At 55.3% G+C, this 24,399-nt stretch carries 23 protein-coding genes; 10 read left to right on the forward strand and 13 right to left on the reverse strand.

Going from position 1 to position 24,399, the window contains the following annotated elements; translation table 11 throughout:
- Positions 1–8 precede the first annotated feature (8 nt).
- Genes phnK through phnG form a run of 5 tightly spaced genes read right to left on the reverse strand, consistent with a single transcriptional unit; the run spans position 9 to position 3,963 of the window.
- On the reverse strand, positions 9–791 hold the full coding sequence (phnK, locus tag AUP42_RS18895; protein WP_062953161.1) for a phosphonate C-P lyase system protein PhnK: 783 nt from the start codon (positions 789–791) through the stop codon (positions 9–11).
- Positions 791–1,720: an alpha-D-ribose 1-methylphosphonate 5-phosphate C-P-lyase PhnJ gene (locus tag AUP42_RS18900; RefSeq protein WP_062953162.1), complete on the reverse strand. Its 930-nt coding sequence runs from the start codon at positions 1,718–1,720 to the stop codon at positions 791–793. The genes phnK and AUP42_RS18900 overlap by 1 nt, the downstream gene beginning before the upstream one ends.
- Before the next feature lie 5 nt (positions 1,721–1,725).
- The gene (locus AUP42_RS18905; protein ID WP_062953163.1) at positions 1,726–2,868 is read right to left on the reverse strand and encodes a carbon-phosphorus lyase complex subunit PhnI; all 1,143 of its coding nucleotides are present in this window, start codon (positions 2,866–2,868) and stop codon (positions 1,726–1,728) included.
- 1 nt (position 2,869) lies between these two features.
- On the reverse strand, positions 2,870–3,478 hold the full coding sequence (gene phnH, locus AUP42_RS18910) for a phosphonate C-P lyase system protein PhnH (protein ID WP_062953164.1): 609 nt from the start codon (positions 3,476–3,478) through the stop codon (positions 2,870–2,872).
- Positions 3,475–3,963 carry a phosphonate C-P lyase system protein PhnG gene (gene phnG, locus AUP42_RS18915; RefSeq protein ID WP_062953165.1) on the reverse strand — a complete coding sequence of 163 codons (489 nt, stop codon included), beginning with the start codon at positions 3,961–3,963 and terminating at the stop codon, positions 3,475–3,477. The genes phnH and phnG overlap by 4 nt, the downstream gene beginning before the upstream one ends.
- A gap of 132 nt (positions 3,964–4,095) precedes the next feature.
- Here phnG and phnF point away from each other — a divergent pair, with 132 nt between their 5' ends.
- Positions 4,096–4,809, forward strand: a complete 714-nt coding sequence (gene phnF / locus AUP42_RS18920) for a phosphonate metabolism transcriptional regulator PhnF (protein WP_231858351.1) — start codon at positions 4,096–4,098, stop codon at positions 4,807–4,809.
- 5 nt (positions 4,810–4,814) lie between these two features.
- Here the strand turns inward: phnF and AUP42_RS18925 are convergent, their stop codons facing one another.
- Together AUP42_RS18925 and AUP42_RS18930 are read right to left on the reverse strand one after the other, a co-directional pair.
- Positions 4,815–7,022, reverse strand: a complete 2,208-nt coding sequence (locus AUP42_RS18925) for a methyltransferase domain-containing protein (protein WP_062953167.1) — start codon at positions 7,020–7,022, stop codon at positions 4,815–4,817.
- A gap of 85 nt (positions 7,023–7,107) precedes the next feature.
- Complete coding sequence (locus AUP42_RS18930) at positions 7,108–7,743, reverse strand: trimeric intracellular cation channel family protein (protein ID WP_062953168.1); 636 nt, start codon at positions 7,741–7,743, stop codon at positions 7,108–7,110.
- Positions 7,744–8,020: 277 nt separating this feature from the next.
- Between AUP42_RS18930 and AUP42_RS18940 the strand changes: the two genes are divergently transcribed.
- Complete coding sequence (locus AUP42_RS18940) at positions 8,021–9,688, forward strand: sensor domain-containing diguanylate cyclase (RefSeq protein ID WP_062953170.1); 1,668 nt, start codon at positions 8,021–8,023, stop codon at positions 9,686–9,688.
- Between the two features lie 65 nt (positions 9,689–9,753).
- Positions 9,754–10,503 carry a type I methionyl aminopeptidase gene (gene map / locus AUP42_RS18945; RefSeq protein WP_062953171.1) on the forward strand — a complete coding sequence of 250 codons (750 nt, stop codon included), beginning with the start codon at positions 9,754–9,756 and terminating at the stop codon, positions 10,501–10,503.
- Positions 10,504–10,595: 92 nt separating this feature from the next.
- Here map and AUP42_RS18950 read toward each other — a convergent pair whose 3' ends face one another.
- Both AUP42_RS18950 and AUP42_RS18955 read right to left on the reverse strand, forming a co-directional pair.
- Complete coding sequence (locus AUP42_RS18950; protein ID WP_062953172.1) at positions 10,596–12,788, reverse strand: malate synthase G; 2,193 nt, start codon at positions 12,786–12,788, stop codon at positions 10,596–10,598.
- A 197-nt stretch (positions 12,789–12,985) separates the two neighbouring features.
- Positions 12,986–14,350, reverse strand: coding sequence for an MFS transporter (locus AUP42_RS18955; RefSeq protein ID WP_062953173.1), 1,365 nt, complete (start codon positions 14,348–14,350; stop codon positions 12,986–12,988).
- Between the two features lie 444 nt (positions 14,351–14,794).
- Between AUP42_RS18955 and AUP42_RS18960 the strand changes: the two genes are divergently transcribed.
- The gene (locus AUP42_RS18960; RefSeq protein ID WP_062953235.1) at positions 14,795–15,757 is read left to right on the forward strand and encodes a TAXI family TRAP transporter solute-binding subunit; all 963 of its coding nucleotides are present in this window, start codon (positions 14,795–14,797) and stop codon (positions 15,755–15,757) included.
- Positions 15,758–15,778: 21 nt separating this feature from the next.
- A complete protein-coding gene (locus tag AUP42_RS18965) occupies positions 15,779–17,602 on the forward strand; it encodes a TRAP transporter permease (RefSeq protein WP_231858352.1) in 1,824 nt (607 codons plus the stop codon).
- A 59-nt stretch (positions 17,603–17,661) separates the two neighbouring features.
- On the opposite strand, the gene AUP42_RS18970 is transcribed toward AUP42_RS18965, so the two are convergent.
- The 3 genes from AUP42_RS18970 to AUP42_RS18980 form a co-directional block, all read right to left on the reverse strand.
- Positions 17,662–17,844 (reverse strand): PLD nuclease N-terminal domain-containing protein, encoded by a 183-nt coding sequence (locus tag AUP42_RS18970; protein WP_062953175.1) that lies wholly within the window; start codon positions 17,842–17,844, stop codon positions 17,662–17,664.
- Positions 17,845–17,964: 120 nt separating this feature from the next.
- Positions 17,965–19,149, reverse strand: coding sequence for an NAD(P)/FAD-dependent oxidoreductase (locus tag AUP42_RS18975; protein WP_062953236.1), 1,185 nt, complete (start codon positions 19,147–19,149; stop codon positions 17,965–17,967).
- A gap of 69 nt (positions 19,150–19,218) precedes the next feature.
- Positions 19,219–20,319: a GGDEF domain-containing protein gene (locus AUP42_RS18980; protein WP_062953176.1), complete on the reverse strand. Its 1,101-nt coding sequence runs from the start codon at positions 20,317–20,319 to the stop codon at positions 19,219–19,221.
- A gap of 159 nt (positions 20,320–20,478) precedes the next feature.
- Between AUP42_RS18980 and AUP42_RS18985 the strand changes: the two genes are divergently transcribed.
- The 3 genes from AUP42_RS18985 (at position 20,479) to AUP42_RS18995 (ending at position 22,659) form a co-directional block, all read left to right on the forward strand.
- Positions 20,479–21,429: a tetratricopeptide repeat protein gene (locus AUP42_RS18985; protein WP_062953177.1), complete on the forward strand. Its 951-nt coding sequence runs from the start codon at positions 20,479–20,481 to the stop codon at positions 21,427–21,429.
- 161 nt (positions 21,430–21,590) lie between these two features.
- Entirely contained in the window at positions 21,591–22,178 is a 588-nt protein-coding gene (locus AUP42_RS18990) for a TetR/AcrR family transcriptional regulator (protein ID WP_062953178.1), read from the forward strand.
- On the forward strand, positions 22,168–22,659 hold the full coding sequence (locus AUP42_RS18995) for a GNAT family N-acetyltransferase (RefSeq protein ID WP_197468317.1): 492 nt from the start codon (positions 22,168–22,170) through the stop codon (positions 22,657–22,659). Before AUP42_RS18990 ends, AUP42_RS18995 begins: the two co-directional genes overlap by 11 nt.
- Positions 22,660–22,720: 61 nt before the next feature.
- On the opposite strand, the gene AUP42_RS19000 is transcribed toward AUP42_RS18995, so the two are convergent.
- Complete coding sequence (locus AUP42_RS19000) at positions 22,721–23,395, reverse strand: D-lyxose/D-mannose family sugar isomerase (protein ID WP_062953180.1); 675 nt, start codon at positions 23,393–23,395, stop codon at positions 22,721–22,723.
- Here AUP42_RS19000 and AUP42_RS19005 point away from each other — a divergent pair.
- Together AUP42_RS19005 and AUP42_RS19010 are read left to right on the forward strand one after the other, a co-directional pair.
- Complete coding sequence (locus AUP42_RS19005) at positions 23,369–23,623, forward strand: hypothetical protein (protein ID WP_156484659.1); 255 nt, start codon at positions 23,369–23,371, stop codon at positions 23,621–23,623. The two genes, AUP42_RS19000 and AUP42_RS19005, sit on opposite strands and share 27 nt — an antisense overlap.
- 16 nt (positions 23,624–23,639) lie before the next feature.
- Positions 23,640–24,374 carry an SIMPL domain-containing protein gene (locus AUP42_RS19010; protein ID WP_062953182.1) on the forward strand — a complete coding sequence of 245 codons (735 nt, stop codon included), beginning with the start codon at positions 23,640–23,642 and terminating at the stop codon, positions 24,372–24,374.
- Positions 24,375–24,399: the final 25 nt, after the last annotated feature.

Raw genomic sequence — 24,399 nt, forward strand, 5'->3', positions numbered from 1 at the left:
CAATCGCCCTAATTTTGCAGGATGGAAGAAACAAGCAACTGGGTATAGGCGTGCTGCGGATCGTCCAGCACCTGATCGGTCAGGCCGCTTTCGATCACTTCGCCGCGCTGCATGACCATCAGGCGATGGGATAACAGGCGGGCGACCGCCAGATCGTGGGTGACGATGATCACCGCCAGATTAAGGTCGTGAACCAGCCCGCGCAGCAGATCGAGCAGGCGGGCCTGAACCGAGACGTCCAGACCACCCGTGGGTTCGTCCATGAAAACGAGACGCGGGCTGGTTACGAGGTTGCGGGCAATCTGCAGGCGTTGCTGCATGCCACCCGAAAAGGTTGAGGGCAGATCATCAAGGCGTTCGGCGGCAATTTCGACCTTGCCAAGCCAGTTTTCGGCGGCATTCCGGATGTTGCCGTAATGACGATCACCGACCGCCATCAGCCGTTCGCCGATATTGGCCCCGGCACTGACATTCATGCGTAATCCATCGCGGGCATTCTGGTGGACAAACGCCCAGTCGGTGCGCATCAGCAGTCGACGTTGCGCTTCGGACATCTGATAGACATCGCGGATGCCATCAATGCGGGTGTGATATTCGACCGTGCCCTTGGTCGGTTCCTGCTGGGCGGAAATGCTGCGCAGCAAAGTTGATTTTCCGGACCCGGATTCACCAACGATGCCAAGCACCTCGCCGGGGCGGAGCTCGAAACTTACATTGCGGCAGCCGACCCGGTCGCCATACATCATGGTCAGGTCGGAAACGCGCAGAAGCGGTTCATTTGAACGGGTCATTATTCTGCGGCCTTTCCGTTGCTGTGGCTGTTGCCAAGGGGCTGATCATGATGTTGCGGGCCGCGATGGCCGGCGTCCTGCCGTTCGCTGCAATAATCGGTGTCCGAGCAGACAAACATCCGGTTGCCCTTGTCATCGAGGATAACCTCGTCAAGGTAGCTGTCGGTTGCGCCGCACATGCCGCATTCGTCCTTCCAGCTTTGCACCTCGAACGGGTGATCTTCGAAATCGAGGCTTTTGACCTTGGTGTAGGGCGGTAGGGCATAGATGCGCTTTTCACGGCCAGCACCGAAAAGCTGCAGGGCGGCCATCATGTCCATTTTCGGATTGTCGAATTTCGGTGTCGGCGACGGATCCATGACATAGCGATCATCAACCATCACCGGATAGGCATAGGTGGTGGCGATATGGCCGTGACGCGAAATGTCCTCATAAAGCTTCACATGCATCAGCCCGTATTCTTCGAGCGCGTGCATCTTGCGCGTTTCGGTTTCGCGCGGTTCGAGGAAGCGAAGCGGTTCGGGGATCGGCACCTGATAGACAAGGATCTGGTCTTCGCGCAGTTCCTTTTCGGGAATGCGGTGGCGGGTCTGGATGATTGATGCCTCGGCGGTTTTTTCCGTGGTCGCCACATTGGCGGTCTTGGCAAAGAACTGCCGGATGGATACCGCGTTGGTGGTGTCGTCCGCGCCCTGATCGATGACCTTAAGCGTATCGTCCGGGCCGATGACGGCAGCCGTGACCTGCACCCCGCCCGTACCCCAGCCATAGGGCATCGGCATTTCGCGACCGGCAAACGGCACCTGATATCCGGGGATGGCAACGGCCTTTAGCAGTGCACGCCGGATCATGCGTTTGGTTTGTTCATCAAGATAGGCAAAATTATAGGCCGAAGATGCTTGCGCCGGATTATTTACGGTCTGTTCCATATTGGTTACTCCGCGGCTTCGGGTTGTGATCTGGCGTTTTTGGCATCGGCTGCATCCGCCTTTGCCAGACGTTCCAGCACTTCGGCACGCATGCGCCGGACAAGTTCAAGTTCGCCCTGGAAATCGACATAGTGGGGCAGCTTGATATGTTCGACGAAGCCGGTTGCCTGCACATTGTCGCTATGTTCCATGACGAATTCCTCGTCCTGGGCCGGGCCCATGACCTGTTCGCCCATTTCGCGTGCACGCATCGCACGGTCCACCAGTGCCATAGAAATCGACTTGCGTTCGTTCTGACCAAACACAAGCCCGTAACCGCGGGTGAATTGCGGCAGTTTGGTTTTGGAGCCCTTGAACTTGTTGACGGTTTCGCATTCGGTCAGCTCGATATCACCGATATCGATGGCAAAGCCGAGTTCTTCGGGTTCGATTTCGACCGCGACGCTGCCATAGCGGATTTCACCGACAAAGGCGTGGCTGTTGGCGTAGCCGCGCTGGGTGGAATAACCGAGTGCGAGAACAAAGCCCTCGTCCCCGCGGGTGAGGTTTTGCAGGCGAAGATCACGATCCGCCGGGAATTTGACGGCTTCGCGCGTCAGATCGGCGACCGGGGCGTCATCATTGGTCGGGTTCGGTTCGTCCTGTATCAGGCCCTCGTAATTCAGAAGGTCATCCAGAACGCGCGGCATGGTTTCATCCACCGGATGGTCGGCGGTGTGGGCCGTTGCCGGTTCCTCGCCATTGGCCATCAGGGTGAAATCAAGCAGGCGGTGGGTGTAATCAAATGTCGGGCCGAGAATCTGCCCGCCTGGCAGATCCTTGAAGGTTGCCGAAATGCGGCGTGCGATATCCATTTCGGCGGTTTTGACCGGCTTGGAAAAGGCAAAGCGCGGCAATGTCGTGCGATAGGCGCGCATCAGAAAGATTGCCTCGATCAGGTCTCCGCGACCCTGCTTGATGGCAAGGGCGGCCAGATCACGGTCATAAAGCGATCCTTCGGCCATGACGCGGGTGACGGACAGCGACAATTGCTGTTCGATCTGGCTGGTCTCGATTTCGGCAACGTCCCGGTCGCCACGGCGTTTTTCGGCCAGAAGCCGGTGGGCATTGTTGATGGCGCGTTCGCCACCTTTGACGGCTACATACATTTTATCTGACCTCGATCCGGGTGGTGCGCGGAAGGGCGGCGATTTTGCGATCTGCGGCAAAGATGACATCGACACCGCAGGGGAACAGATGATGGTTTTCCGCGCGCCATGCGTGGAAGGCGGCGGGCAGGCCGGGGACCGAGAGGTTCTGGCTGTCCTTGATGCCGGGGCCTTGCAGGATCATGTCGGCCTTGTTCGATATGTCTTCGACCATCAGGATCAGGGTTGCCGACTGATCGGGATATTCTGCATTGCCGATGGGCAGTTCCTTGATGAAGGCGAGATCGCCATCAAGGCGGGCAACGGCAAAATCGGCGGTACATGCGTTGCTGCTGATCGGGCTGCCGCAATGGAATTTCAGATGGGCATTGGCAGCGTGCGATGCGCAATCAGGTGACAGCCAGATTGTCGTATCCATATCGGCCATGGCCAGCAGGAACGCGGTTGCAGACCTGTTCAACCCGACCGGTGCCGGGACATCAAGCGGCAGATCGTAAATGCGGCCGGGATGCGCCATGGCATCCAGAAGGGTGCGGAAAACGGCATTGGAATCAAAGGCAGCATTTTCAAAACCGCGCAGCAGGTCGGCTGTCCGGGGTTGCGGGATCATTCGTCTTCTCCTCGGACAAGGGTAAAGAAGTCGACCTTGGTAGCGGCGACCTTGCGGGCGTTTTCGCGTTTTGCTTCGGCCTGCTGGTGGGCCAGCATGTCGATGAAATCCGATGCGGCGTTTTCGCGTTGCATGATGGCATCAAACAGGGCGGCATATTGCGCCTGTATCCGGTCCCGCCCCTTGACATAGGCATGGCCGACCGTGCCATCGGACAGGGTGACTGCGCAGCGTGTGACGGTCATTTCGCCGAGGTTGAAGCGCTGCCCGGCGCCACCGGCGCGGCCACGCACCATGACCATGCCGATTTGCGGTTCGCGCAGGTGGCTCCATTGCACATCGGCAAAATGGTCCTGCCATTCCTGTTCAAGAATTGCGCGGTCTGTGCGTGCCAGTACCGCCATCCAGCGTTGGCGGGCCTGTGTGGCGGGATCGATGTTTGATCCCTGGTCTGATCCGGATTGCGGGGCGGGTTGCGCCGTCATCTGTATGATCCTTCTATGCGGGTATCGACAAATTCAAAATTTGTCTAGACGTCTATACATATTCACGTTATAAGACGATTACGCGCGCTTGGCAAAGGTCTTGCGGTGAAAGTTTTGTGAATGGGGATTTCGATGGATTGGGAAGCCGGGCTATCTATCTGGAAGCAAATCGAAAAACAGCTTCTTGCCGATATTGCCAGCGGGGTCTTTGCCCCCGGTGACAAAATGCCGACCGAGATGGAACTGGTTCGCCGATTCGGTGTTAACCGACATACGGTGCGACGCGCGATGTCAGCCCTTGTCGATGCCAATGTCGTGCGTGTCGAACAGGGGCGGGGGGCGTTTGTGCAGGAACAGATCCTTGATTATCCGCTTGGTGCCAAAACGCGATTTTCCCAGATCGTGTCGGGGCGTCATCGTTTGCCCGACAAACGGCTGATTTCGTCAGAAATCCTGAAAGCCAGTGCGGCCATCGCCCAGTTTCTGGATGTCAAACCGGGAACGCGGGTTGTCGAACTGTTTTCAGTATCCGAGGCGGATGGTATTCCGCTGGCGGTCGCGACAAGCTACCTTCCGGTTGCCCGGTTCGAGGGGATTGTCGAGATATTTACCCAGACAAAATCCCTGACCGAAGCTTTCAAGCATTTCGGGATTGATGATTACAGCCGCAAAACCACCCGCATCAGCGCCCAGCTGCCATCGTCACGGGTTGCCAGCCTGCTGAAACAGGCCAAGAACCGGCCGGTGATATCCACGGAAAGTGTCGATGTCGATGCGGCGGGGGTGCCCATCGAATACGGGATCACCGCCTTTTCAAGCGACCGGGTTCAGTTGATTGTCGAGTAGCCTGCTTAGTTTTTGGGTTTACGGCACCAGAACTGATACATACCCCTAAAGGTATCAGGAAGCTCCATTTCGTATTCATGCCATCGCATGAGACGTTCTCCGGCAGGAAGTCCTTTTATTGAGTTTCTGAAGTTGGCTAGCTGGCCTGTAAAATTCATTTCGAAATCGAGAAACTTTAAACCCAGTTTTTCCAGATAATTGCCTATCTGGAGCAGGTTAAAACGGTGCTCCTGAATGTGAAAAATCAAGTCGCGGCAGGCGCTTAAGTTATGGAAGTCAGATCTTTGACATAGCTGGGAAAGAGAATTGTTACCTTCGCGCGCGGCATCGATTATAAATTGTCGACAAGCGCGGATGCCATCTGCTGTGGGTTTGAATTCATTTGCAGACACAATTTGGCGCCCGGCGATTACGTCTTGTCGTGCAGCTTCGCTATACAGTCCTATTTTCATTAGCCCGCCAGACTTTAACAAACCCGTTAGGGTTCGAAAGCCCGTGTAGGGATTCTCGAGATGGTGCAGTACGCCGACGCACTCAATCACATCGAACTGCCGATCAATTTCGCCAAGTTCCAAGATGTCAGCCTGAAGAAAGCTAATATTATCAATGCCCAATTGGGCGGTCTGTCGTTTTGCATATGACAAACTGCTAAGGCTAAGGTCAATAGCGGTTACACGTGCTGCTTTGAATCGCGTCGCGGGTTGAATTGCGTGTTGCCCTGTGCCGCAGCCCGCAACCAAAATATCTGGACTGTCTGGTGATTGATAGTTCTCAAGGTCAATTGAGATTGGCGAGGACGTTAAAATCTCGGAGATTGAGAGGTTATGTCTTCGAATATTTGTTTTGATCCATCTGGGATAAGGGTTCTCTTCGTACATATTCTGTACGTCTAGAGAAACGCCTGCAGATATATTGGTTAAACGGCCAATGCTTGCACGAATTCTGGTTTCTTCGAAGTAATCATATATCTGTATATTGAGTAAAGATAATATTTCTTTCGGACATTGCGCTTTGAGAACATTTTCTGGCCAATTGAGATCATATAGAGGTATGTATGATCCAAGTATCGCAATGTCGGTGGGGTTAGGTAATAAGTCTTTATTGAATTGTTGAGAGATTTCATATTTCAGTTTTGTAATTTCTTGCTTCTCCTCCTCTGATACAAAATAGACATACTCATTATTGAAGCACTGGAGGGCAAGTGAAGATGCAAAAGGCAATATTTCGTCGGAGAGTAAATTTCGCGAAGCTAATAGTTCCTTTCTGCTGCGTGTAAGGATATTTTCGATAGACAAATTGTCTATCGGAGTGGTGGCCATAAGGGTCATAAATGATCGGCAAGTCCCCAAATAAACCATATCCTCAATTGGAACTGTAACGTTGCTTTCGTCAGGTTTTGTCCAGCGCCTGAAAATGTCGCAGACCCGTGCATCATGTTCTGCTGCACCAATGACGGTTTGTACAAGATCCTGTGGAGAGGAAATTTCAGAAGCAAGCAAGTGCTCCAATCGGCTCTCGATCCCAGACACAAGCGGAAGAGCTGGAGTTATTTTTTTCAGATGTTCGCAAAAGAGTTGCCAGTGATGATTTTCGCCAGGCAAGCGGCAAATAGCCAAACTATGAAATTTCAGAGCGTCACTGTTTTTGTTTAATTTCTCAAAGGAAATCGCAATATCAGAAAGAACTTCCGGGTCTGTGGAGTCTATCATCAGAAATTTTTCAAGATGTAATAATGCCTGACCGTAATTGCCAAGTTTCAAAAATGCCCTGCCCAAAAGTTTATTAATTTTCAATTTATCTTCGGAAATCTCAGGGGCTTTTTGAAGGATATCCAGAGCTTGAGAATATTTATCTTGGTCTATCAGTAATTTCCCCAAGTTGCAGTACGCTGATGCATAACTTGGTTGAACTGCGATCGCGTTTTTAAAACAGGCTTCGGCATTTTTGATATCTCCAGTCGCACTTAAAACGACACCAAGGTGATCGTGTCCTGCTGCATTGTGAGGTTGAATTTTAAGGGATTGGTGGATGAGATTGATTGCCTGTTGGTTATTGCCGTCTTTATGACAGCATACACCGAGATGATGTAGTGCTATCGCATTGTCTGGTTGCAAGCGTAAAACGTCTAGATATTTGCGTTTGGCGTCAGCAATTTCACCAGATTTGTAAAACTCTATTGCGGTTTGCAGTGTTTCTTGAGCCGAAGCCGCCATTTTAGAGCCTTTATGAAATGGGTTTGTCGAAAGACTTGCTTTTCAGTTCATTCAAGTTGTGCCTGAGCAAGCTAGCTTCAAATGATCAATATTCCCGTCCCGGGCGGGCCTTGTAAACCGGGAAGCTCAGTTTGAAGCGTATGGCGCTGGCGCGCAGGGCGAAGGAGCACAGGAAGGCGATCAGGGCGACCGGGGCACGGGGAAGCGACAGGATATCGGTGCCGATCACATAGATTGATGCGCCGAGGAGCGCGCAGGTGATGTAGATTTCCGGGCGCAGGATCAGCGGGATTTCGTTACACACCACATCGCGGACCATGCCGCCAAATGTTGCGGTGATGGTACCAAGGATGATCGCGACCAGCGGCGATACGCCAAGGTTAAGGCCGATAGCCGCCCCCGTCACGCCAAACATCGCAAGCCCGAGCGCATCAAGCCAGATCAGCGCGACATAACGCCGTTCGACCAGATGGGCGGTGAAATAGGTGAAGACCGCACTGCCGATACAGGTAATCACCCAGGCCGGATCCCTGATCCAGAAAACCGGTGTGGCGCCGGTGATCACGTCGCGTACCGTCCCGCCGCCAATGCCGGTAAAGGTCGCGATCAGCACGAAGCCGACAATATCCATCTGTCGGCGGGATGCCTCCAGCGCGCCGGTCACGGCAAAAACCGCAACGCCGGTCAGTTCAAGCCAGTAGATGATTTGCGTAATGGTCATAATGTCGTTTCATCACTGTTTCGATTGCGGATCAAGTCTGGTGTAACCTTTGCGTGCCCGGCTTAAAAGAGTTTTGGAACTGCCGATTTTTCAATATGTTGGAAATAACCCGGCCAAACGGAAGGACATCCTGAAAAATGTTTTCATGGTCGGGCTTAAAATGGTCTGTGCGATATCTTATATTTTGCGCAAGATAAGCCGTATTCCAAAAAAACAGCGGCATACAAACAGGGCAGCCAACAAACGTGCTGCCCTATGGGAAGTGTGAGGATTGACTGTGAAAAGCCTTTCGCGGGTGGGTATTCGTATCCAGATCGCGCTGGCCACGGCGGTGCTTGTCGCTGCTTTGGCAGGCGTTATGAGTTATGTTGTCGGCAAAAGATCGGCAGAAGATCTGACAAGGCAGATCGGTACCGGTGTTTCCGATCTTGCCCTGCAAATGGCCGACGAACTCGACCGGACGATGTGGACCCATCGCGGTGAAGTTGCGGTTCTGAGCACCCTTCGCGCCCTTCGCAACCTTGACGACATCGAACAGGCCAGCGCGCTGATCAACCGGCTGCAACATGAATTGCCGATTTTCACCTGGATCGGGGTTCTTGACGCGGGAGGTACCGTGGTTGCGGCAACCGGGGATATTCTGGTCGGCACGGATATTTCCGCGCGTCCCGTCTATGAATTTGGCAGCAAGGGGATGTTCATCGGGGATGTGCATGATGCCAAGCTGCTGGCCGAAAAATTTCCAAGCCCCACCGGCGAGCCAATCCAGTTTGTCGATATCGCTGTTCCCTTGCTGAACGATGCCGGAAATCTCAATGGTGTTCTGGCAACACATCTGAGCTGGGAATGGGCGGACACGGTGCGGCGTAACCTGTTTGCCGGGCAGGGCCTGCATCGCAATGTCGATATTTTTGTCATCGGTGCGAACGGGACGATCCTGCTGGCGCCAGATTTCGCGATGACCGGGCAGAAGCTTGAACTTCAACTGGAGAAAGGGTCGCACAGGTCAGACATTGGATGGGAAATCGCGAAATGGCCGGATGGCCATGATTATCTGACCGGTTTTGCCCCGGCAGACGGGCATTTTGACTATCCGGGGCTTGGCTGGTCGGTGCTGGTCCGTCAGCCGATAGAAGCCGCCCTGATAACCGTTCACGATTTGCAGTCCGATATTCTGGCCCTTGGCCTTAGTCTTGCCGTGCTGTTTAGTGTTTTTGCCTGGTGGGGGGCCGGTTTTATCGTCGGTCCGCTGGTCACGATCGCGAATGCCGCCGGACAGCTTAAACGTGGCGAGATCGAGAGCCTGCCGCAGGTTTCCGGTGCGCGTGAAATCAACACGCTGTCAAACAGCCTGAACAGTCTGGTCGCCAAGCTGACCGAAAAGGATAGGGCGCTGGGCAAGATGAAGCATATCGCGCATCACGATCCCCTGACCGGGCTTGGCAACCGTCTGGCACTGGACGTTTATTTCGAACATGCCCTCGCACAGGCAAAGCGCCAGCACAGTCAGCTTGGCGTTCTTGCCCTTGATCTCGATGATTTCAAACCGGTCAATGACCGGCTGGGACATGCGGCGGGGGATGAAGTCCTGTGCGAAGTGGCCCGTCGGTTGCGGCGCTGTGTGCGGGGTGGGGATCTGGTTGCCCGCACGGGCGGGGACGAGATGGTCATTGTTTCGCATCTTGGTGAGAACGGTGTATCCGAAGCCCGCGCATTGGCCGAAAGAATCCTTAATGACATTCTGATGCCGTTCATTACCGGCGGAAAACGGATATCGATCAATATCAGTATCGGTATTGCCGTTTATCCCGATCATGACACCCGCCCGGAGAAACTTCTGGAGCAGGCTGATCAGGCGCTTTATGTGGCCAAAAGCAAGGGCAAGCATCGTTACGTCATTTATGGTGAAGAAAACCACCAGCAGAATTCCGGATCGCGCGCCTGAAATCGGGTCAGACATGACCATCCAATGGCTTGACTTGGTGGTGATTGCTAAGCATTAAGCAATCCATGACCATTTCATCAGAAACCGAACTTGAACATCTGCGCCGTATCGGACGCATCTGTGCGCGTGCGCGCGACGTGATGGGGGCGGCGGCCGTTGCCGGCATGACCACCGCCGAACTTGATGCCATTGGCCGCAAGGTTCTTGAGGATGCCGGGGCGGTTTCCGCACCCGAAAGCGAATATGATTTTCCCGGTGCGACCTGCATCAGTGTGAATGAAGAAGTCGCACATGGCATTCCGGGTGACCGGGTTCTGGCGGATGGTGATCTTGTGAATATCGATGTTTCCGCGTCACTTGATGGCTATTTTTCCGATACCGGTGCCAGCTTTATCGTCGGGACCCCGCGCCCCGAAATCGAAAAGCTGTGTGCGGATGGCAAAAAAGCAATGTGGGCCGGGATCAAGGTCGTGCGCGACAAGGCACCGATCCGCGAAATCGGCCTTCGGGTCGAAAACTTTGCCCGAAAGGGCGGTTACAGCCTGATTAAAAATCTGGCCAGTCACGGGATCGGCAAATCATTGCACGAGGCACCGCAAACCATCCCGACATGGGATGACCCGCGCGAACGCCGGACCCTTAAAAAGGGTCAGGTCATTACCATCGAGCCGTTCCTGTCGCGGGGCGCGAACTGGGCGCTTGACGGGGATGATGGCTGGACCCTGTATGCCGATACCGGTGCACCCACCGTGCAGTATGAACATACGCTGGTGGTGACCCAGAATGGCTATGAAATCATGACATTAGGCGGATAGACTCCGCCGATTTATATTGCGCAGCATGATGGATATGAAAAAGGCCGCCCGGGACATTTCGGGCGGCCTTTTTAGTGCGATATTGGCGGCTGTTATGCGCCGTATTTTGCCTTGGCTTCGCGGCGACGTGCATGCAGGACCGGTTCGGTATAGCCGTTTGGCTGTTCGCGGCCCTTGAACACCAGATCACAGGCGGCGGCAAAGGCAACACTGTCATCAAAGTTCGGTGCCATGTTGCGATATTCGGGATCGCCTTCGTTCTGTTTATCAACGACGGCGGCCATGCGTTTCATGGTTTCCATCACCTGATCGCTGGTGCAAAGACCGTGATGGAGCCAGTTGGCGATATGCTGGCTGGAGATACGCAATGTGGCGCGGTCTTCCATCAGGCCGACATCATTGATATCGGGCACCTTGGAACAGCCAACCCCGGCATCGATCCAGCGGACAACATAGCCAAGGATACCCTGTGCGTTGTTATCAAGTTCTTCCTGGATTTCGCTGGGCATCGGGTTGATATCGCCAAGGCGCGGGATCGAGAGGATATCATCAAGGCTGGCGCGTTCGCGTTTGCCAACCTCGTCCTGTACGGCACGGACATCGATCTGATGATAATGCATGGCATGCAGGGTTGCCGCGGTGGGGGATGGGACCCATGCGCAGTTTGCCCCGGCTTTCGGATGGCCGATTTTTGCGGTCATCATTTCCGCCATGCGATCGGGTTTGGCCCACATGCCCTTGCCGATCTGGGCAATGCCCTTCATGCCGCATTCAAGGCCGACATCGACATTCCAGTTTTCATAGGCCGAAATCCAGTACTGGTCTTTCATCGCTTCCTTGCGAACGACCGGGCCTGCTTCCATGCTGGTGTGGATTTCATCGCCGGTGCGGTCAAGGAAGCCGGTATTGATGAAAACAACGCGATCCTGGGCCGCGCGGATGCATTCCTTGAGGTTCACTGTCGTGCGGCGTTCCTCGTCCATGATGCCGACCTTAAGGGTGTTTTCCGGCAGGCCGATTTCACGTTCGACGAAGGCAAACAGATCATTGGTCAGGGCCACTTCTTCGGGGCCGTGCATTTTCGGCTTTACGATATAGACACTGCCATGGCGCGAGTTTGAAACGCTGCTGTTGCCATCAATATCGTGTTTGGCGATCAGGCTGGTGAACATCGCATCAAGGAAACCTTCGGGGACTTCGTTGCCATTGGCATCAAGGACCGCGTCGCTGGTCATCAGATGGCCGACATTGCGCACCAGCATCAGGCTGCGACCGGGCAGAACAACGTCATTGCCATCAAAGCCCTGATAGGAACGGTCCGGGTTGAGGCGGCGGGTAACGGTTTTGCCACCCTTTTCAAAGCTTTCTTCCAGCGTACCTTTCATCAGGCCAAGCCAGTTGCGATAGACAACGACCTTGTCTTCGGCGTCGACGGCGGCAACTGAATCCTCGCAATCCTGAATGGTGGTCAGGGCGGATTCCATGATCACATCGCACACGCCCGCGGCATGGGTTTTGCCAATCGGGTGCGTGGGATCAATCCGGATTTCCAGATGCAGACCATGATTGCGCAAAAGGACTTCGGAAAGCGCGCCGTCCTTTTCGTTGTAGCCGATGAACTGTGATGGCTGTGCCAGCGATGTTTCGCTGCCGTCTGACAGGGTTATTGCCAAAGTCCACCATCCAGAGCCGTCTTCGCGGACTTCGTATTTGGTGGCGTCGGCATGTTTGCCATTGGCCAGCGGGACGGCCTGATCAAGGAATTTTGCGGCATAGGCAACGACGGCTGCCCCGCGCTTGGCATTGAAGCCCTTGGTCTTTTCCTTGCCATCGGCATCGTCGATGACATCGGTGCCATAGAGCGCGTCATAGAGGCTGCCCCAGCGGGCATTGGCCGCGTTGAGCGCGTAGCGCGCATTCATCACCGGCACGACAAGCTGTGGACCGGCGACGCGCGCGATTTCCGGATCGACATTGGTGGTCGAGATATAGAAATCGTCGCCTTCGGGCAGAAGATAGCCGATTTCCTTGAGGAATTCCTTGTAGGCCAGCGGATCGCGGGCCTGATCCTGACGGGACAGGTGCCATTCGTCGATCTTGGCCTGCAATTCATCGCGCTTGGCCAGAAGCGACCGGTTCCGGGGGCCAAGCTCGTTTACGAGCTTTTCGAACGATGCCCAGAACTGATCGGAGGAGACACCGGTGCCCGGGGTGATTTCGTTGGCAACCAGATCATGCAGAACGGTTGCAATCTTAAGGCCGCCTTTGGTGATACGTTGGGTCATGTTTCCTCTCGACAGGCTTGAAGTCTTGCGCAAGGCCGGATGTGACCGATGCATATGTTTGTCACAACATATGGGCTGTATGCGGGCAGGGTCCACAGCCGGTTTCAATTTCGTGGGATGTTTTCCGTATTGTGGAAACGATACCGAAAGTTGCGAAACAATACCTGTGCGGGCGACTTTGCGGCAAAGCCGCGGGTTTACTGTCTGCCGGTATTCTGATCGGCTTCCGGTGCCGTTTCCGCAGCTGTTTCTTCTGTGCTGCGAGGGGCGACATCCTCGCCCCTGTCTGCGGCGTGTGAACCGCTTCCGTCTTCTTCCTCGACGATGTCATCGGTGATCGGGGAAAGTTCAAGTGCCATGGGCGTGGTGCGCGGTACCGCAACAAACTGGCCCTGTTCCTCGATCGAGATGCGGCGACCGAAACCGGCACGATAGATGGCAAAGCTTGCGACCAGTATGCCGACAATCGCAAACAGAACCGGCATGCCCCAGGGACCAAAATGCCCGATGGCAAGCGATCCAATGATTGGCCCGGTTGCAGCAGACCCGCCATAAATGATCAAAAGGCCACCGGATGCCGAAACGATCTGATCGGGTTGCAGATAGTCATTCACATAGGCGACCGACAGGCCATAAACCGGCATGATGAAGATGCCGATGATAGCACCCCAGACAGTCAGATTCCCGCGGACAAGTTCGGGCGCGACCAGCGGGAACAATCCGCAGATTGCAAGCCCGATCAGCACGGCGATCATGACATACTGGCGGGGAACCATGTCCGACAGACGGCCAATCGGCCACTGCATGATCATGCCGCCCAGAATGACAAAGGCCATGAAGTTCGCGACGTCATTGGTTGCAAGACCAAGATTGGACGCAAAGATCGGACCGACACCGTAGATCGCACCGGAAAGAACGCCACTGCCGGCTGCGGCGACAAAACCCAGCGGCGAAATGGCGTATAATTCGCGGAATTTCATGCGCGCGCCACTGACTGCGGCGGGCGGGGGTTGCCGGGTCAGGGCAATCGGCACCAGAGAAAGCGACAGCAGGACCGATGCCACCGTGAACAGTTCGAAGCTGCCAATCGGTGACACGTTCAGCAACAACTGCCCGATGGCAAGACCCGCGAGAGATACGGTCATGTAGGACGCGATCATGCCGCCGCGCGATGTGTTGTCGACCTGTTCGTTCAGCCAGCTTTCGATCACCAGATACAGGGCCGAAATGCAAAGGCCCGTCATGGCGCGGAACAGCGACCATGTGATGGGATCAACAAACACGGCATGCAAAAGCGTAATCGCCGATCCGGTCGATGCCAGTGCGGCAAAGGTCCGGATATGCCCCACACGGTTGACAAGCCCGGCCCCCCAGATGATCCCGCCGATAAACCCGGCATAATAGGATGCCATGATGATACCGGTATAGATCGGTGCAAAGCCCTCGGACGAGGCGCGCAAAGCCAGCAACGAGGATTGCAGCGAGGCCCCGGTATTGAGCGTGAAGGCTGCAAACAATGTCGCAGACAATGCGATGATCAGTGCGACCGGCGAACGCGGCATCGGATCCTCTGGTGGTAATGGCGCTTGCAGGTGTTACCCTGCGCGATGGTCGGGAACCCTGTCAATCTTTACAAGGCGCTGATCTGAAAGGTCTTGTCGATCCTGTCGGGTGTGTGATGGATCGAACGTTACGGCACATATGATGTTCCGCAGAATTTCACGGATTGCATTAAAGCCGGAGCCCTGCCGCGAACAGTACCGGTTTTGCGCAACTGCCATGTGAAAATGGGGTAAACTTGCACCGGTGAAGGTTGCCTTTGATGAATAACCGGCTTGACCTTCGCCCCTTTGATGCGCTCTATGACTTGCAATTGGATACAATTTGCCAAAATCGGCCCGCTTCGGGGCGGGTTTTTGCGTTGATCGCCACTATTGGCCCGATCCGTACCCAAGTTCGGTATTTGCAAACCGACCGGTGCCCGGGTTCTGCAAGGGGAGGAAACCTTGAACATTCTTCGTACAATCGGCGCAATCGCGACCGGTATTGTTGCCCTGTCGGCGGTAAGTGCCGCCCAGGCAGAAACCCGCGTTACGTTCAAATCGGCCAAGGCCGCGTCGTCCTATTATCAGATGGCCGCCCAGTTTGCCGAAGCAATCAAGACCGGTACGGACGGCGAGATCATCGTCACGGTCGAGGAAAGCCAGGGATCGGTTCAGAACGTGATGGAAGCATCGGTTCGCCCGGGCAATTACGTTTTTACAAGCCCGCCGGCACTTGTTGGCCTTGCACAGGCTGGCAAGGGTGCCTTTGAAGGACGTCCGACCGAAAAATTCAACGAGGTCCGGGCCCTGTTCCCGATTCCATCACTGACCATGCATTTCGTGATGCGTGCTGATGCCGGTGTGACCGACTTTGCCGGGCTTGAAGGCAAGACCATCCTTCTGGGCAAAGGATCGTTCGGGGCGACCGAGGGTGAAAAGTACCTTGAGCTGTTTGGCTTGACTGACAAGGTCAAATTGTCCGAAGCGGAACTTTCGAACGCCGTGGCCGCGCTTAAAAACGGGCAGATTGACGGTTTTGTCACGGCCGGTTCCTGGCCCGCGCCGAACGTGATCGAGGCCGCGGCAGGCACGGATGTGAATATCCTGTCGCTTTCAGATGAGCAGCTTGCGATGACCAAGCGCGATCTGACGGTGATCCCGGCCGGGACCTATAACGGGCAGAAAGATGATATCCGCACCTCTTCGCTGTCGGTTGTTGCCTATGCCACGACCCAGATGGATGACGAAACCGCCTATCAGCTGACCAAAACTTACTGGGGCCAGAAATCCGCCATGAGCTCGAACGCGTCATGGTGGAAAGGTGTGACCCAGGAGATGCTTGCCAATATCAAGGGTAAAATCCACCCCGGCGCACTTCGTTATTACGCCGAAGCCGGTTTCCCGGTGCGCGACGATCAGAATTGATCGCCGCATTGAAATAATGTGATGACAGGCCCGGCCGCCACAGCCGGGCCGTTCTTTATCGGACGTATCAGGATTACGATGTCTGCTGTTTCCCGCCCTTTCTGGATTGCGCTTGGCGCGGTATCCATCTTTTTTCATCTTTGGCTGATTTTTTTGGGGCTTGTCCCCAATCTGGTCAGTCGGCCGTTGCATATGGCTTTGGCGCTGCCCTGGGCGTTGGTGTTTGTTGCCAAAACGCCGTGGCAGAAAATCAGCGGGTTGATCCTGACCGTGATCGGGCTTGGGGCGTGTTTGTGGGTGGCGTTCAATCACAGCATGCTGGGCGATCAATACGGGTTCCTGGTCGGGAATTTGCAGATCGCGATATCATTTGCCCTGCTGGGTATCGTTCTTGAAATGGCACGTCGGGCGATTGGATGGCCGTTGCCGAGTGTGGCGGCGATTGCGCTGCTTTATGGTTTCTTTGGTGAATATATCCCCGGTGAATTTGGCCATGGCGGGCTTCCGATTGAAAGCATGCTGGGCACGCTAACCATTGCCGAGGGCGGCCTTTGGGGCAGCCTGACCGGGGTTTCGGTCAGCATCGTTGCGATCTTTGTGATTTTTGGCGCGATCCTGAATGGCGGCGAAGCCGGGCAGGGTTTCATGAATGTTGCCGGTGCGGCCGCCGGGCGGCTGCGCGGTGGTGCGGCAAAGGTTTCAGTCATTTCATCAGCCTTGTTCGGCTCCATTTCCGGGTCCGCATCGGCCAATGTGGCGTCCACCGGGGCGATCACGCTTCCGGCCATGACCAAGCTTGGCTATCCCAAAAGACTGGCCGCCGCGGTCGAGGCGGTGGCATCGTCCGGCGGGCAGATCATGCCGCCATTGATGGGGGCAGGGGCGTTTGTCATGGTCGAGCTGACCGGGCGGCCCTATGTCGAGATCATGGTGGCCGCCATTTTGCCGGCGATCCTTTATTTTCTGGCGGTCTGGGTCGGGATCAATGCCTTTGCGCTGCGCTATGATCTTCCGGGCGTGCCGGAAAAAGACCGGCCTGATACGCGGGTGGTGATTGTGACCTCCGCCTTCTTCCTTGTGCCGTTTGCGATCCTGCTTTGGGGCATGTTCGGGGGCGGTTACACACCGCAATATGCCGCCTGCCTTGCAATGATTGCCGGTGCGGCGTTGCTGTTTTTGGATGGCAATCTGAAATTCAGCCTGGCCCGAACGGGCGAAAGATTTACCGAGGTGTGCCTGAGTGCCGGGCGGCAGGTATCGATGATTGCCGCGATCATTTTGTGTGCATCGATTGTGATCGGTGTTCTGGGCCTGACCGGGCTTGGCGTGAAGATCACGTCGCTTCTGCTGTCGGGGTCCGGCGGGATGCTTTGGCCAGCTTTGCTTCTGACGGCGATTGCGTGTCTGATCCTTGGCATGGAAGTGCCGACCACGGCGGCTTATGTGATCTGCGTTTCGGTGGCGGGGCCTGCCCTGACCGAGCTTGGGCTTGATCCGTTGCAGGCGCATCTTTTTGTGTTCTGGTTTGCCCTGCTGTCGACGATTACCCCGCCGGTTTGCGGGGCGGTGTTCATCGCCGCGGGCATGGTCGAGGAGAACTGGCTTAAGGTTGCCGGAACGGCCATGGCGCTGGGGATTGGGCTTTATATCGTACCACTTGCGATGATCGCGAACGGGTCACTGATTGATCTTGCGGCCAATCCACTTTGGGCGATTGCGGCGGCGCTTAAGGTTGCGATTGGTCTGACGGCAATTTCATATGGCATTATCTCGCCGCGACATATTGCGGTTCGCGCAGGGCTTGTTGCGGTTGGATTGCTTGCGATTTTTGTTGTCGGCATATGACAAAAAACGGGCCGACACAAAATGTCGGCCCGTAAAAATTCAAATATCAGGATACGTTTTTAAACCCGGCCACTGCGCGGTCCGGCAAAGAACCATATGATCAGGCCAATAACCGGCAGGACGAGAATCAGGATCGTCCAGATGATTTTCGAGCCGGTGCTTGCACCGCTGCCCATGACATTGATGATGGCCCAGATATCGGCAATCAGAATGATCAGTCCGAGAATTCCACCATATTCCATAACCCAACCTCATTTTTCTGTGTCAGCAGACAGGAAGGCTGTCGGCTGTTCTTGAAAATCAAACGATTGGCAAGGGAAGTTGTTCCCGCGGACTATTTTACGACCAAATGGGGAAATTACCTAGACGACTTGTCCAGCCGACCATCCCGATGACCAAGCCCACTGGAAATTGAAGCCGCCAAGATGACCGGTAACATCGACGACTTCGCCGATGAAATAAAGACCGGGGACATCGCGACATTCCATGGTTTTTGATGACAGGGCGTTGGTATCGACCCCGCCCAATGTGACCTCGGCGGTGCGGTATCCTTCTGATCCTTGCGGCATGACCGACCATTGATTGACATCGGTTGCAAGCAGACGAAGCGCCTTGTCCCCGGTTTCGCCGATCGGGCGATCCAGCCCGTGGCGGGCGGTGATCATCTGGGCCAGACGGTTTGGCAGAATGCGCGACAGCACATTGTGCACGGCCTGTTTCGGGCTTTCGGCCTTGGCCGATTTCAGAAGATCAAAGGCGTCTTCTTCGGGGTTCAGGTTGACCGTGATGGCGTCACCTTCGTCCCAATAGGACGAAATCTGCAGGATGGACGGGCCGCTTAGCCCGCGGTGGGTAAACAGCAATCCTTCGCGGAACTGTTTCTTGTTACACTGGACGATTGCGTCGACCGAAATGCCGGAAAGCTGACCCATATCGGCCCGCATATCCGGATCGAAGGTTAGGGGCACGAGGGCGGCACGGGTCGGAACGATATCGATGCCAAACTGACGGGCAATCTGATAGCCAAAGCCGGTTGCGCCGATTTTGGGAATGGACAGACCACCACAGGCGACGACAAGCGACTGGCAGGTCCATTGCGCGCCAGTGCGCGTGGTGACATCGAACCCGGCATCATCGCGGCGGATGATGTTGCTGATTTCGGTGTTCAGGCGCAGCTCGACATTGGCGGCATCACATTCATCGAGCAGCATGTCGATGATCTGGAACGAGGATTCATCGCAGAAGAGCTGACCCAGCGTCTTTTCGTGCCAGGCAATGTCATAACGATTGACCAGATCGATGAAGTCAAACTGCGTATAGCGTTTAAGCGCCGAAACACAGAAACGCTTGTTTTGCGAAATGAAGTTTTCCGGGCTGGCATGCAGATTGGTGAAGTTGCAACGGCCGCCCCCGGAAATCCGGATTTTTTCGGCCGGTTTTGCCGAATGATCGACAATTACAACCGAACGGCCGCGTTTTCCGGCTTCGATTGCACACATAAGGCCGGCGGCACCGGCACCAATCACAAGGACATCAATCTTCTTCACGTCGCAGGCCAATCTATCGAAACAAACGACCTGCCTTATACGGGGAAATTGACACCCTGTCAGTGCCCGTCAGGCGCAACGCTGCTTTTTGGGTTCGGGCGCGGTGATATCCAGTGTCCGGATTACCTTGTTCCCGTCGGTGATCTGGCGTTCGGTCGCGACCCGGTTACGGCCCTTGGCCTTGGCCAGATAAAGTGCCTGATCGGCCCGTTCGATGAAACGGGCAAGCGGTTCGCCAAATTCAAACGTGCTGACGCCGATTGATACCGTGACCTTGCCCAGTTCCTGATGGCGGGTGCGGCTGATAATGGTGCGGGTTTCGACATTGTGGCGGATATGTTCGGCCAGCTGGCGCGCGCAGCCAAGCCCGGTCATCGGCAGGATGACGGCAAATTCCTCGCCACCATAGCGCGCGGCGGTGTCCCGGCCCTTGACGTTCTGCTGAAGGGTCTGGGCCATCAGTCGAATGACCTGATCACCGGCCTGATGGCCGTGGGTATCGTTGAATGTCTTGAAATAGTCGATATCGATCAGAAGCAGGCTAAGCGGTTTACCGGTTTCCATCGACTGCATGGCGCAATCGCGCAGTTGCAGATCAAACGCCTTGCGGTTGGCGATGCCGGTCAGACAATCTGTCATGGCCTCGCGCTTCATGTCTTCGAGGTCGCGGCGCAGTTTGGAAATTTCGGTCGATGTATTATCCAGCCGGGTTTCGAGAATGCGGTTTACGCCTTCGATCTCGCGGGTCGCGCCCAGAAGCGTTTTCAGCGCCTGTTCCAGATTGGTGAAATCCTTGTCCCCGATATATTCGCAGAAATGATCAAGGGCCTCGCCATAGGCGCGGGTATCAATCCCGGCATTGCGGACGGTTTCGAGAACCGACGTCAGCTGATTGCGCAAATCATCGGTAATGCGGGAGACGATTTCACGTTCCCGTACGGTGTCAAAAAAACGGGTGAAAAGATCGCGGCATTGCAATTCATCGAATTCGCGATGATTGCTGCGCAGGATATTGATCGTCTGTTTAAGATCGGGCTCTTCACCGGACAGGTAATTGAAAAAGATCGTATAATTGTTCGGATGCGCGGCAACACCCAGTTCTGCCATCATGGCAAGGGCTGCGTTTGACAATTGCTGTGCCCGATCCGGGTCGGTGTCGTATTCAATCATCGATACCTGCGCGATTTTCCAAAAAATGTATGTTTTGGCAAGGGCAATATACCGTTACAGTCCAAGCATAACGTTGATTTGGATCATGGTCGTGGCCGGGTTACAACGGCGCATGGACAAAACCGATCCATTAAAAAAGAGACAGGGAAGCAGCAGGAAATGACGTTAAGGTTTGAACGGATTGTCGCCGGTATCCTCATGACGATGGTGGTGTTTGCCACGTCGCCGGTTCCGGCACAGGAAGGCATGGGGGCGGCCCCTGCCACATCTGAAACCTCGTCTGGCGAGACCCTGCCGCCTGTTGATTTCCGTCCGCTTGAAGCGGGTGAGCGCACCAATATGCCGCCGCTGATGGAACGCTATGTGCTGGACGAGTTGAAGGCATTGCGGACCGAAATGCAGGGAATGCGTGCCGAATTGCTGCGCGAGGTCGTCAATCGCCAGCTTGAGGCCATCGACAAGGCGATTTCCTATTCCTCGAACACGGTGACCTATTTCTTCTATTTCGTGGCCGCGGTCGGTGCGCTTCTGACCATGCTGGGCTGGCAGTCGTTGCGCGAGCTTAAATCAAGTGTGCGCAACCTTGCCGATACGGAATTGCGTCGCCTGTCGGAGGAATTTGAAACACGTCTGAGCGCGCTTGAAGAAGAACTGCGTCAGAAAAGCATGGTGATCAACGATCATCAGGAAGAAATCGAACGCACCCAGACCATTCATGCCTTCTGGCTGCAGGCCAACAAGGTGACCAATCCGCGTTCCAAGATCGAGATTTACGACAAGATCCTTGAACTGTCGCCGGGTGACCCGGAAGTCATGGCCTATAAGGCCGATGCCGCCCTTCAGCTTGGTGATCGCGACTGGGCGCTTAGCCTGTGCAACCGGCTTCTGGCCGAGGCACCGGATAATGCCAATGGCTATTATCAGCGGGCATGTGCCAATGCGGGGCTTGGATACAAGGAAGCCGCCCTTGCCGATCTGCAGCGTGCGGTGGCGCTGTCCGATGCCATGCGCCAACCGGCCTGGACCGAGGTCGAGTTCGAGCCGCTTCGCGATCTGCCGGAATTCACCGAAATCCTTGGGAATCCCGAGCAATCTCCTCCGGCGGAGTAGGAAGCTTTCCATCATCCATCATCTCCCGGAGCTGTGCTCTGGGACTATCCCTTGTCGCTTTCCCCTGAGGCTGCCCCTTGGGGCTGCCTGCCTGCGATTTTAAAATTGACGAGACGTCTCGTCTCGTTCAAGGTTGGTGCTCATCAGCGGGAAGGGGCACCATGCGGCGTTCAGTGACAAAACATCGGGCGATCCTTGATGCAGCGGGCAGACTTGTTGTTGCGCAAGGTTACCATTCGACCAGCATCGATGCGGTTGCCGCCGAAGCGGGCAGCGGCAAACAGACCATCTATCGCTGGTGGCCATCCAAGGCTGATCTGTTTGTCGAGGTCTATGACGATCTGGTCGACCGCGATGTTTTGGCAAAAGCGTTCCATCGTCACGAAGCATCGCTTGAAGCCGGTTTGACGGCACTTCTTGAACAGCTTTTCCGTTTTTACGAGACGACACCGGCTGGTCGGATTCTGTCAGGCCTGATTGGTGAAGCCGCGCAGAATGAACCGATCCGGAATGCGCTTCGCACCGGACTTGTGATCGGCCGTGCACCAATCGTGGTCGATCTGGTGAGCGCATTCATAGCTGTCAACACCGGGCAGGGAGCTGTTTCGGCGGTGGTTGTGAATGAGATGATTGTTGCACTGGTCTGGAAGCGGCTGGTGATGCACGAAGTGCTGGACAGCGATGCCGCGCACGAGATCGCATGCCTTGCCGTTGCCGCCGGTCGGGATGGAGGGGGCCGTGAAAGGTGACATCGTTTTTGACGGTTATCGACCGGGTGTGATCGGCCAGATCATTGATCTGCACATGCAATATTATACGCCGCACTGGAATTTCGGGTTGCAGTTCGAAGCTGGCCTTGCCCGTGATATGGGCGCGTTTTTTCCCCGGTTTGATGCAACACGTGATTTCTTTGTCGCGGCATATGACAGCACGGGTAATCTTGCCGGTGCCATCGCGCTTGACGGTATTGATCTTGCGACATCGGGGTCGCATTTGCGGTGGTTCATCACCTCTGACGCCATGCGGGGCCGGGGGCTGGGCCGTGAGCTTATGAAACAGGCCGACACTTTTTTAAGTGAGAACCGGTATGACAGGGTCTGGTTGACGACCTTTGCCGGACTGGATGCTGCCCGTAAGCTTTATGAGGATTTCGGCTTCAGGCTGACTGTGGAGGAGGCGTCCGATCCCTGGTCCGGTACGGTCGGCCTGCAACGGTTCGAACGCGGCTGACAAAAGAAAAACCCCCGGCAGTCGCACTGCCGGGGGTTTGCATATCCGTTGATTTGTGACCTTAACCGGCCAGTTCATTCCACAGCGGATGGATCGGCGCGACATCATTTTCGATTTCGCTGAACCGGGCGTCGCAGTCAAAGAAGTAGTTGTCGGCAAGGTCATCATTGACCTGCGATACTTCGCCAACGATCACCGGGCCTTTGCCTTCTTCGCCATAGAAGCGATGCACAAGCGTGCGCGGCAGGGTGACGCTTTGACCGGGTTCGAGAATAACCTTGCCACCGGCCGGAAGGATGTTGAGTTTGCCATCGGTGCGGACATGCACGTCATTGACCATGTCCATTTTGCCGTCTTCGGTCAGGTTGGTCAGTTCAATCACCAGATTGCCGCCGCCGCGTACAATGATGTCTTCCATTTTGACCTTGTGGTAATGCCACGGGCATTCCTGATTTTCGCCGACAATCATGATTTTTTCGGCATAGGGGACTTCGCCCGGCTGGCGCAGGATGCCATTGCGCAGGCAGAACAGGATCAGGCCGCGACGGGCAAAATCACCTTCGCCGTAATCGGTTACGTCCCAGCCCATCTGATGGGCGTGGCACCATTTCGCAAGATCAGGCTCGGCATCCCACTGCGCCGGGGAATAATGACCCCAGAAGGGCAGCTTGAAGGAAATGGACTCGAACAGTTCCTTGGCATGCGTGATATGAGCATTGATATCGGAACGGCGCATGGACGACCTCGTAAAGCTTTTGCATGTTTGAATGGTTGGCCGCGCGAAGCGCAGGCGTTGCTGGCTTTTAGCATGTTCGGATACGGATTGCGACCCAATTTGAATGCATTCAAATGTCCGGTGTCTGATTTCGAAAACCTGCAAAATGACTGCCCTGATTTTGTCGATTTTGTTCCGTCTGATAAGGTCTTTGAAGCAAAATTTATGCGTCCAGCGGAACAACAATAATCAAGGAAACACGGGCATGTCTTCTTCTTCGGGATTTGCAAAATTCGTTGCCGCAATCGTGGTCAGTGCCGGTATTGCCGGTGCCGGCTGGCTGGTTGGCAAGGGGCTGTCGGACATGCGGTCGCTTGACCGGTTCGTGACCGTCAAGGGATTGGCAGAACGCGATGTCGTGGCGGATCGCGCCGTGTGGCCGATTACCTACGTTGCGACCGATGATGTTTTGCAAAACGCGCAGGCCAAGATCGAAAGCGATACGACAGCACTTCTGGCGTTTCTTGAAACGCATGGCATCACCAAGGACATGACCGAATTGCAAAGCCTTCAGGTTACCGATCAGCTTGCGCAATCCTATCGTTCCGGTCCGATTGAAAGCCGTTATATCGTCAGTCAGACCATTCAGGTCCGGACCGACAATGTCGATGCCGTCGTGGGGGCAACGCAGGATATCGGCAAGCTGCTTCAGGGCGGGATTGTTCTGGGCGGGCAGGGTTATAACCCGGGCCCGAGTTTCATGTTCACCAAGCTTAACGACATCAAACCGGAAATGATTGCGGCTGCAACCGCCAATGCCCGCGATGCGGCACAGCAGTTTGCAACCGATTCCGGTGGCCGTCTGGGCGGTATTCGCCGCGCAACGCAGGGATTGTTCCAAATCCTTCCGGCCGATGGTGCGCCAAACAGCACGGAAAGCCAGCAGATCAACAAAACCGTGCGCGTTGTTACCACCATGGAATATCTGATCGAGGATTGATCACGTTCGGCTAGACTGGTCGACT

It is taken from the genome of Thalassospira lucentensis (genome assembly GCF_001613805.1).
GTDB lineage: Bacteria > Pseudomonadota > Alphaproteobacteria > Rhodospirillales > Thalassospiraceae > Thalassospira > Thalassospira lucentensis_A.